Source organism: Trueperaceae bacterium (assembly GCA_019454765.1).
Taxonomy (GTDB): Bacteria; Deinococcota; Deinococci; order Deinococcales; family Trueperaceae; genus JAAYYF01.
The window spans coordinates 1-10,140 of record JACFNR010000003.1; the positions used below are offsets into that span (position 1 = coordinate 1).

Sequence of the window (10,140 nt, forward strand, 5' to 3'; positions counted from 1 at the left end):
TGGGACAACGCCAAGAAGTACATCGAGGACGGCAACCACGGCGGCAAGGGCTCGGACGCGCACGCCGCCAGCGTGGTGGGCGACACCGTCGGCGACCCGTACAAGGACACGGCCGGGCCGTCGATCAACCCGCTCATCAAGGTGATCAACACGGTCGCCCTCATCTTCGCGGGCGTCATCGCGGTGGCGGGCGGCTGGCTGCTCTTCTGAGGTGAGTGGCGGGCGCCGGCGCCATCCGCTGCCGGCCCCAACTTTCGATTCTACTACCGGGGCCACGCGAACACCAGGACGCGTGGCCCTAGTCTTGCCGGGGTCACGGTAGTAGCTTGAGGGCGGAAGGAGGTCTAGCCGATAGAGATCAAAGACCACTTCTTCGCGAGCGACCCTAGCGCCACTAGAGGCTCGACCGAGTAACCCGAACCGGCAGCAAGACAGAACGGCGGGTACCGACAGAGCGGGAAAAGGCGGCCGGGGTCGTTCCCTTGTGGACCCACCCATTGGAGACCCACGTCTTGTGGGGCCACGCCTTGCGGACCCACGTGCGCCGCCGCTGAACTCAAGTCCTTGTATCGCCCCCACCTCACCTGCTACAACACCCTTACCGAGGGTGTCACCCTCGAATCCTGCTCGGCCGACACCGAGCGAACCTGCAAGTGGGTCCGCGAGGGGCCCGGAGGAAGGCGGCGATGGCCTACATCATCACTGAACCGTGCATCGGGGTTAAGGACGCCTCGTGCGTGGACGTCTGCCCCGTCGAGTGCATCTACGAGGCCGACGACCAGTTCTACATCAACCCGGAAGAGTGCATCGACTGTGGCGCGTGCGTGCCCGCCTGCCCGGTCGACGCCATCTTCCCCGAGATGGACGTCCCGGAAGAGTGGGAGTCCTACATAGAGAAGAACACGAGGCTCTCCGGCCTCTGAGACGGTCGGGCCGGGGTCGGACGCGCCGCGAGATGCGCCCAGTGACGGCCCCGGCAACCGGCCGGCCCGCTCGTCAGCCCGCGTAACCGACATCGACGACGTGCTCCCGCCCGTCGTCGATCAGCTTCACGACGGCCGCGGGCGCCGCGCGCTCCGCGGCACCGACCGCGGCGGTCCGCGCGCCGGGCGCCGCGCCGTCGCCTACCGCGGGGGGGGCGTCGACGCGCTTGGCGCGCAGCACGTAGCTGCTGGCGCCGTATCGGTAGCGCACCTCGAACCCCGGCCACTCGGGAGGCACCCGCGGCGTGACGCGCAGCTCGTCCCCCACGCGCTCCAGGCCGAGCAGGCCCTCGAGGCCGAAGCGGTAGAACCAGGCGGCCGAGCCCGTGTACCAGCTCCACCCACCCCTACCCACGTGCGGCGGCAGGCTGTAGACGTCGGCCGTGATCACGTACGGCTCGACCTTGAAGCGCAGCGCGCCCTCGCGGTCCGAGCTATGCATGACGGGGTCGATGAGCTGGTGCAGGGCGTGCGCCGCCCCCCCGTCCCCCAGTTCCGCGAACGCCCACGCCGACCAGATGACGCCGTGCGTGTACTGCCCGCCGTTCTCGCGCACGCCGGGGAGGTACCCCTTTATGTAGCCGGGGTCCCTCGGCGTCTTGTCGAAGGGCGGGGTGAACAGCCTGATCAGCCCGTCCTCCCGCCTGACGCACTGCTCGTCCACCGAACGCATGGCGCGCAGCGCGCGTTCCCGCGGGGCGGCGCCGGAGAGGACCCCCCACGACTGGGCGATGGAGTCGATGCGGCACTCCTGGTTGGCGTGGCCGCCGAGGGGCGAACCGTCGTCGAAGAAGGCGCGCAGGTACCAGTCGCCGTCCCAGGCGGACGCCTCGACGGCCGCCCCGTACGCTTCGGCGCGGCGGCGCCACGTCGCCGCCTCCTCTGCGGCGGCGGGGCCGCCGCCTACCTCGAGCAGAGCGGCGAAGCGGTGGGCGGCGTCCAGCGCGAACCAAGCGAGCCAGACCGACTCCCCCTTCCCGCCGGCGCCGACGCGGTTCATGCCGTCGTTCCAATCGCCCGTGCCCATCAGGGGCAGACCGTGAACCCCGCGCGTCGCCCCGCGCTGCATGGCGCGGCGGCAGTGCTCGAGCAGCGTGCCCGCCTCGTCGCCCGGCCCGAACTGATCGTAGCGCTCCTCCTCGCCGTCCTTCAGGGCCGGACCGTGCAGGAACGGCACGCTCTCGCCGAGAACGGCCACGTCGCCGGTGGTGGTGACGTAACGCTCCGTGGCGTACACGAGCCAGAGCAGGTCGTCCGAGATGCGCGTGCGCACCCCGCGGCCGCTCGGCGGGTGCCACCAGTGCAGCACGTCGCCCTCCTCGAACTGGTGCGCCGCCGCGCGCAACAGCTGCTCCCGCGCCAGCTCCGGAGCGGCGTGAAGGAGCGCCACCACGTCCTGCAGCTGGTCGCGGAAGCCGTAGGCGCCGCCGGGCTGGTAGAACGCCGTGCGCCCGAAGTAGCGGCACGAGATCGTCTGGTAGAGGAGCCAGCGGTTCGTCAGCAGGTCTAGGGCGGGGTCCGGCGTCGTGACGCCGACGCGGTCGAGCCGCTCGTCCCACCAGGCGCTCGCTGCCGCCCGCACGGCGTCGTACTCGCCGATGTTGCGGTAGCGCTGCGCCAGCTCGAGGGCGGCGTCTCGCCCCTCGCCCTGCCCGAGCGCGAACAGGACGGACTCGGCGCCGCCCGCCGGCAGGTCGAGGTGAAGCTGCAGGGCCGCGCACGGGTCGCCGCCGGGCGCGGTGGCGCCGCTCAGGCCGATGCGCCTGAGGGCGTCCGGCGCGGCCGGGTCGCCCAGGCGGCCGAGGAACTCGCGCCGGTCGGTGGTCACGCCGTGCGGCGACTTGTTGCTGGCCAGGAACGCGACGCGCCCACCGAACTCCGCCGCGTAGGGGTTGCGGGCCAGCAGCACGCACCGCTCCGGGTCGTAACCGGGCTGCACGTACTGGCCGGTGGTGGCGCGGTCCACCCCCAGCACCCAGGGCGCGTAGTAGGTGACCGTCACGCGCCGCGGCCGGTCGAGCAGGTTGCGCACCTCGAGGTGGACGAGCTTGACCGGGTCGGCCTGGGCCACCGACACGGTGAGGGTCTGAGCCAGCCCGTGGCTGTCGTGGCTCCAGACCGTGCTCCCGGCCCCATGCCGCACGGTGAACGTCGCGGCGGCCCCCGCCGGGTGCGGCGTGGCGGACCACACCTCGGTGGTCTCCTCGTCGCGGAGGTAGACGACCTCGGAGGGCGGGTCCGACACCGGGTCGTTGCTCCAGGGCGTCAGGCGGTTCTCGCCGCTGTTCACGGCCCAGGTGGCACCCATGCCCGCCTCCGTGGTCAGGCAGCCGAGTTCCGGGTTGGCTATCACGTTCGACCACGGCGCGGGCGGCAGGTCGCCCCGCCGCGCCGCGATGACGTACTCCCTGCCGTCCTTCGTGAAGCCGCCCCAGCCGTTGTCGAACACGAGATCGGCGCGCGGCGGCCTCGCCTCCCGCGCCGGCTCGGCGTCGCGCGTGGCGGTGAGGACGGGTAGGCCCGGGTCGATGGGCGCGCGCAGGGGGCCGAGTTGCGCCTCCAGCGTCCCCCTTGCCCCTTCCAGTAGGACGCGGGCGCTCGTCTCGAGCAGGGTGAGGTCGACGGGCGCGAGCTGGTCCTGGCGCAGCAGGAAGATCCCGCCCCGCGCGTTCAACCACTCGTCGCCGCCGGTCCGGCTGAGGTGCCCCCGGAGGCGGGCGTGCAGGCCCTGGTCGTAAGTCGTGTCCTTGGCGTTGAGGACCACCAGGTCGACCTTCACGCCACGTCTGCGCCAGAACGCGTGGGCGCGCAGCAGCTCGACCACGAGGGGGAGCTGTTCCGGGTCGCCGATGCGGACGACGAGTATGGGGAGATCGCCGCTGATCCCCTGCCCCCACAGCGACGACTGGCCGAGCGTGTTGGCAGCGAGCGTCGCGGCGGGGGCGCGCAAGGCGGGGTCCGGGTAGAGCACGGCGGAGTAGAGCCGCTGGTAGGTCTCCACCTTGCCAGGATCCAGGTCGTGCTGCCGCAGCTCCAGGCGGCTACGCATGCGGGCGAGCCCGAACTCGCGCGCCACCATGCCGGGCCGCATCACCCGGTCGAGGAGCGCCTCGAGCTCCACGCGGCTGTCGGCCGTGGCCGTCACGAAGGTGAACTCGAGCTGCGAGTGGGCAGCCAACTCGAACGGCTGCGCCAGCGCCATCACGGGGTCGAGGGTGGCGCCGACGCCCCCTCCGAGCGCACCCGTCAGCATGGCGGCGTTGCGGATGTCGTTGCCGCGCCCCAGGAAGGCGGCGCGGTCCGACTCGTACTGAAGCGCGCGCCTCACGCCGGCCGGCAGGACCACCGCGTGGGCCCCGAAGAGCGGCCGTTCGTCCGCCGCCCGCGGGCGGCGGCGGAAGAAGAGGGCGCCACGCGCGGCGTCGTAGCGGCTCTCCACGAACAGCTTGCTGAAGGCGGGGTGGCGGGCGTCGCCTGCGGCGGAACCGAGAACGACCTCCGCGTACGAGGTGACGCGCAGCTTGCGGGGACGGCCGAGGCGGTTGACGACCGCCAGGCGCCGCAGCTCCACGTCGTCCTGGCCGACGGTGACCTCCAGGCGGGTGAGCACGCCGTCGACCTCGCGTTGGTACTCGACGGCGAACGGGTGGAACGTGACGCGCTCCGACTGCGCCGGCCGCCCCAGCGGCTGCCGGGTCGCCGACCACACCGCGCCGCCCTCCAGGTCGGTGAGGAAGAGCCAGGTACCGTCGCCGTCCGTCGTGCCGTCGCGGCGCCAGCGCGTCAGCGCGACGTCGCCCGCCGTCGACCAACCGCCGCCCGCGGCGCTGGCCAGCACGGTGTACCTGCCGTTGGAGAGGAGGTGGCAGAGCGGCGTGGCGGTGTCCACCTCCACGGGCCACGGGCGGTCGAGCGCGCCCACGTCGACGGGCCCGACGGGGGTCTCCTCGATGCGCACCTCGTCCACCACCGGCACCTCCGCCGGTATTCGCTCCTGCAGCAGGAGCTCGACGGTGGCCACGCGCGGGTCGGCGTGGAAGCGCTCCACCATCACGTCGCCCGCGAGCTCGTTGGTGAGGGCGACCATCGCCATGCCCTGGTGGTGCGCCATGTGCGACCGCACCAACGCGAAGGTGCCGCCGAGCGGCTTGCGTGACGGCGTGAAGTCGAGCGCCTCGTAGAGCCCGTGCGGGCCGAGGGCCCCAAGGTCGGCGAGGCGCGCCAGGTTCTCCAGCGCCTGCTGCGGCCGGTACGGGGTGGCGAGCACGGTGGCGTAGGGCGCGACCACGAGGTCGCCCTCGTAGCTGCGGTCGAGGGCCAGCTCGGGCACCCCGAACGCGCGGTACTGGTAGTTGCCCGCCGCGTCGACGCGCGCGTAGCCCGACTCGCTCACGCCCCACGGCACCCCGTGGCGCCGACCGTAGTCGATCTGCACGTCGACGGCCGCGTAACAGCTCTGCTCGATGAGCGTCGCACCGTAGCGCCTCGTGAGGAGCGGGGGCATGAGGTACTCGAACATCGTCCCGCTCCAAGACAGGAGCGTCGCCCGGCCGTCCACGTCGCCGAGCGGCCGACCGAGGTGGAGCCAGTGGCTCACCGGCAGGTCGTGCTTGGCGACCCCGACGAGGCTCGCCAGCCGCGACTCCGACGCGAGCAGGTCGTAGTAGTTGCCGTCCAGCTGTTCCGCGTCGACGTTGTAGCCGATGTGCAGGAGCTGCCGCTCGCGGTCGAAGAGGAAGGCGAAGTCGGTGCCGCGGATCTCCTCCTCGAACCCGGCCGCCAGGCCCTCGAACGACTCGACCAGACCGGCCGCCGCCTGGCGGCTGGAGGCGAGCCGGCGCGTCAGCGCCTCGCACCACTCGCGGCGCTCGGGCGCTCGCGGGCCTTCCGCCGCCGCGAGCTCGCGCAGGCGCGCCTCGGCAGCGGTCGACCACTCGCCCAGGCCCCGCAGGCTGGGCGCGGCGCTCAGGGCCGCACGCACCGCCCGGAACGCGGCCGCTGCCGGGGAGCCGCTCGGCAGCTCGCCCGCCCAGGTGGCCTCGCCCAACGCCGCCACCCACGGGGTGAGGGCCGCCAGCTCCCGCAGCGACACGAGGATGCCGTGGTGCACGCGCTCGGCCCAGAGGCGCGTGGCGGTGAGGCCCTCGCCCGTGAACGCGCCCTCGTCCATGGCGGCCCTCAGGTCCCGCTCCAGCGCCGGCCACCCCTCGTCACTCAGGTAGGCGCCGAGCTCCCCGAGGGGGGTCTCCCCGGCCACGCCGAGCTCCACGCGCCGCCGCAGCGCCGCCACGCTCTCCGCCAGCGGGCCGCCGCCGGCCTGCGCCTCCGTCACCACCTCCTGAAGCACGGCCAGAGCGTCCACCAGGCCGCGGTAGCACGCCGCCGGCTCGATCGGTTCGTCCAGCAGACGCAGGCACCCCTGCCTGAGCGCCATGAAGGCCGCCACGAGGTTGCCGGAGTCGACGCTCGAGACGTAGCGCGGCGCGAGAGGCTCGAGGCTGCGCGTGTCGTACCAGTTGAGCAGGTGCCCGCGGTAGCGCTCGAGCCCGGCCAGGTTGTCGAGCGAGCTCCTCAGCCTGAGCGACAGCTCGACGGTGCCCAGGTAGCCGAGATCGTGCGCCGCCAGGGTCGAGAGGAGCATGAGCCCGACGTTGGTCGGCGAGGTGCGGTGCGCCGTGACCGGGTCGGGGCCGACCTGCACGTTGTCGGGTGGGAGCCAGTTGTCGTCGGGTCCGACGAAGCGCTCGAAGAAGAGCCATGTGCGCCGCGCCAGGCCGTGAAGCCGGGCGACCTCGGCCGCGGTCGGAGTCCGGGGCGTCACGGTGGAGGCGAGCGACAGCAGGTAGGCCGTCAGGGGGGTGAGGAGCCAGAGGACCAGGATCGCCCCTGCCTCCGGCAGGGCGCTCGGCCTCACCCTCGCCACGAGGAGCGCCGCCAGGGCGATGGGAACCAGCGCGCCCGCCATGCGCCTGGCGTTGCCGCGCAGCGTGGGCGTGTACTCGGTGTTCGTCTCCGCGGCCGTGCGCCACGTGAGCAGGTTGCGGCGGGTGACGAACACGCGGTAGAGCGTCACGCTCACGCTGATCGCGACCATCACCGCCTCGTAGGGCACGAACGAGAGCGTGATGACGAAGCGCCCGAGCGCCTGGCTGAGCGGTTGCCACGCCGCCAGGCGCCGCCTGCCGGGCACCGCCTCGTTCTTGATGAGACCCCCCACGTACTCGATGACGGCGCCGGCGAGGAGCGGCGCGGCGAGGGTGGAGAGCGCGATGAAGGTCCAGACGAGCGGCGCGCCCGGCAGCACGACCCACCCCGCCACGAACAGGAGGTAGAGCGTCGGCGCGACCAGGCTGCGCCGCAGGTTGTCGGCGATCTTCCACGCCCCCGCCACGCCCAGTCGCTCGCCTCTGCCGCCGCCCCGCGCCCCCACGAGGGTCGCGAGCAGCCACGGCAGGAGCTGCCAGTCGCCCCGCACCCAGCGCTGGGCGCGCTTGACCTGCGCGAGGTAGGTGGGCGGGTACTCCTCGTACAGCACCACGTCCGACACGAGCGCCACGCCGCCGTAGATCCCCTCGAGCAGGTCGTGGCTCAGGAGGCTGTTCTCGGGGACGCGGCCCTCCATCGCGCGCGCGAAGTCGTCGACGCGGTAGAGACCCTTGCCCACGAAGATGGCCGCGCCGAACAGGTCCTGATAGACGTCCGAGACGGCCAGCGTGTACAGGTCGAGGCCGTTCTCGCCGACGAACAGGCGGCTGAAGCGCGAGGCGTTGGCGCTCTCCGGCAGGACGTCGGTCCGCGGCTGCAGCAGGCTGTAACCGGCGCTGACGCGGTCGTCCGGCCCGAACTCGGCGCGGTTGAGGGGGTGCGCCAGCGTGCCGACGAGGCGGTGGGCGCTGCCGGGCGGCAGCCGCGTGTCGGCGTCGAGGGTGAGGACGAACTCGACGTCGGCGAGCCTCCCCATGTCGCCGACGGTGACCTCGTAGGTGGTGTCGGTAGCGCCGCGCAGGAGGCGGTTGAGCTCCATCAGCTTGCCGCGCTTGCGTTCCCACCCCATCCACACCCCCTCGCGCGGGTTCCAGCGGCGACCGCGGTGCAGCAGGTAGAAGGGGCCCGCGGGCGCCGCGCCGTTGCCGGCGTGGATGCGTGGCTCGGCGGAGCCGTGCTTGACGTTCAGGGCCCGCACGCGCTCGCGGGCGTACTCGAGGAGGTCGGCCTCGCCCGGGAGGGTGGCGGCGCCCGCGTCCGGGAAGTCGGTCAGCAGGGCGAAGCGGAGCCTGGGGTCCGGGTTGCCGAGGTAGTGGCGCTCGAGTTGGGAGGTCAGGTCGTCGATGTCGGCGCGGCCGCCGAGGAGCACGGGCATCACCACGGCCGTCTCGTGACCCGCCGGGATGCCGCGACGGAAGTCGAGGCGGGGCAGGAGCCGCGGCTCGAGCATGCGGGTGACGGCGTAGTTGACGACCGCCACGGCCGCGGTCAGCGCGGGGACGACCAACAGGATGAGTGTGAGGGCGACGAGCCAGGCGCCTCCCCCTCGCGCGGCGGCGTACGCGCCGCCCCAGGTCACGAGGAGGGCGGCGAGCGTCACGACGCCGCCGATGTAGACGAGCGTGGGGTGCGACGTGACCCAGGCCCTCGTCCGTTCGGGCCGGGAGCGGCGGTAACCGAAACGGCGCTCGAGCGAGGCCACGCCCTCGTCCATCAACCAGTAGCCCACGTGCCGGGTGCGAGGCCTTGCCCCTGCCTCTCGCGCGGCGGCGGCGAGGCGCACCGCCTCGCGCGCGACGGCGAGCTCGTCGGCGCCGCTGCGCCGCGCCAGCCGCTCGACGACCTTGCGGTAGCGGTCGCGCGTCTCGAAGGTCATGCGCTCGTAGTCGCCGCTAGGGTCGGCGCGCAGTTCACGCTCGCACAGGCTGACGCGCTCGACGAGGTCGTCCCAGGCGATGGTCTTGAGGGCCCTCAGGCCGGCCACGCAGTTGGCCACGCGCTGATCGTGATCGGTGCCCACGGGCGCGGGGTCGCCGAGCGGGTCGGTCCGGTGCCGCGTGCCCTGCGGAGCGCCGCCGGGGGCGACCGTCGCGACGGCCGGCGCTTGCTGGTCTGGCCGCCGCTCCGTCACGCTGGTCGCGCTCTCGCTCAGCCACGCGATGAGCGTGAGCCGCAGCAGGCTCGGCAGCGACCACAGCTCGCCCAGCTGCAGTGGCGCCACGCGCTGGTACGCCTCCAGCAGGGTGGCGAGGCGCCGGCCGTCGACCCGGCCGGCGCACTCGCGGGCGAGCTCGACGGCGAGCGCGAGCGCGCGCGGTGCGCCGGCCCACTCCGTCCCCGCCGCGAGCACGGGGAGGCGCCGGTAGTAGTCGGCGGGGAGGTCCTGGATCACCTCCCTGATGGCCTCGCGGATCAGGTAGTAGTTGTCGAGGAACCACTCCGCCGCGTAGCTCTCGGATTCGGTGGCGGCGGACTGCCGCCCGAACAGCTGGTGAGCGCGGCGCAGTTGCCGGGTGTAGCCGTTGAGGCGGGCGAGGGGCGACGGCAGCACCGCGGCTCCGCCGGCGCCGGCGGGCGCGGTCGCGTGGGCCTCGGCCCAGGCGCGAGCCAGGCGCTCCGCCTCGGCGGTGACGTCCGGCGGCGTGATGCCGCGCACCGCGGCCGCGGCGGTCGTCGGGCCACTCACCGGCCCCACGCCTCGTCGGTGACGTCGGCGGCCGGCGCCGTGCGCTCGGTCCACGGCACGTCGTGAACGACGAGGAGGGGGGTGCGTCCGTAACCGATGAGGTTCGTGGCCACCTCGCCGTACGGCCAGGTCTGGTCGCCGCCGTACCCGTGGGCGCTGAGGATGACCAGGTCCGCGCCGGACTCGTCCACCATGGCGTGGAGCGCCGAGACCGTGCTCTTGCCGCGCTTCAGGCGCGTCTCCGTGCTCACCCCGATGCGCGCCTCGACGTCCGCCAGGTAGTCGCCCGCGGCGCTCTCGTTGACGGCCATGAGGTGCTCGACCAGGGCGGTCTCCTCGGGGGTGGGCGGCACGAGGCGCGGCAGCGCGGGCTCCTCGATGACGTGCGCGAGCACGACCTTGGAGGCCACGGCCGTGGCGAGGAAGCGCACGACCGGCAGCACGCACTCGGCCCGCCGCGAGCCGTCCAGTCCGACGAGCACGGTG

Annotated in this window: 4 protein-coding genes; 2 read left to right on the forward strand and 2 right to left on the reverse strand. The window is 73.3% G+C overall.

Going from position 1 to position 10,140, the window contains the following annotated elements; genetic code table 11:
- Window positions 1–210 (forward strand): sodium/proton-translocating pyrophosphatase (locus H3C53_01530; protein MBW7915359.1); only part of this gene is annotated, 210 nt, incomplete at its 5' end.
- A gap of 476 nt (window positions 211–686) precedes the next feature.
- Window positions 687–923, forward strand: a complete 237-nt coding sequence (locus tag H3C53_01535) for a 4Fe-4S binding protein (GenBank protein MBW7915360.1) — start codon at window positions 687–689, stop codon at window positions 921–923.
- A 73-nt stretch (window positions 924–996) separates the two neighbouring features.
- On the opposite strand, the gene H3C53_01540 is transcribed toward H3C53_01535, so the two are convergent.
- Both H3C53_01540 and H3C53_01545 read right to left on the reverse strand, forming a co-directional pair.
- On the reverse strand, window positions 997–9,654 hold the full coding sequence (locus tag H3C53_01540) for a hypothetical protein (GenBank protein MBW7915361.1): 8,658 nt from the start codon (window positions 9,652–9,654) through the stop codon (window positions 997–999).
- The coding region (locus tag H3C53_01545) for a universal stress protein (GenBank protein ID MBW7915362.1) at window positions 9,651–10,140 on the reverse strand (490 nt) is incomplete at its 5' end. The genes H3C53_01545 and H3C53_01540, both read right to left, overlap by 4 nt.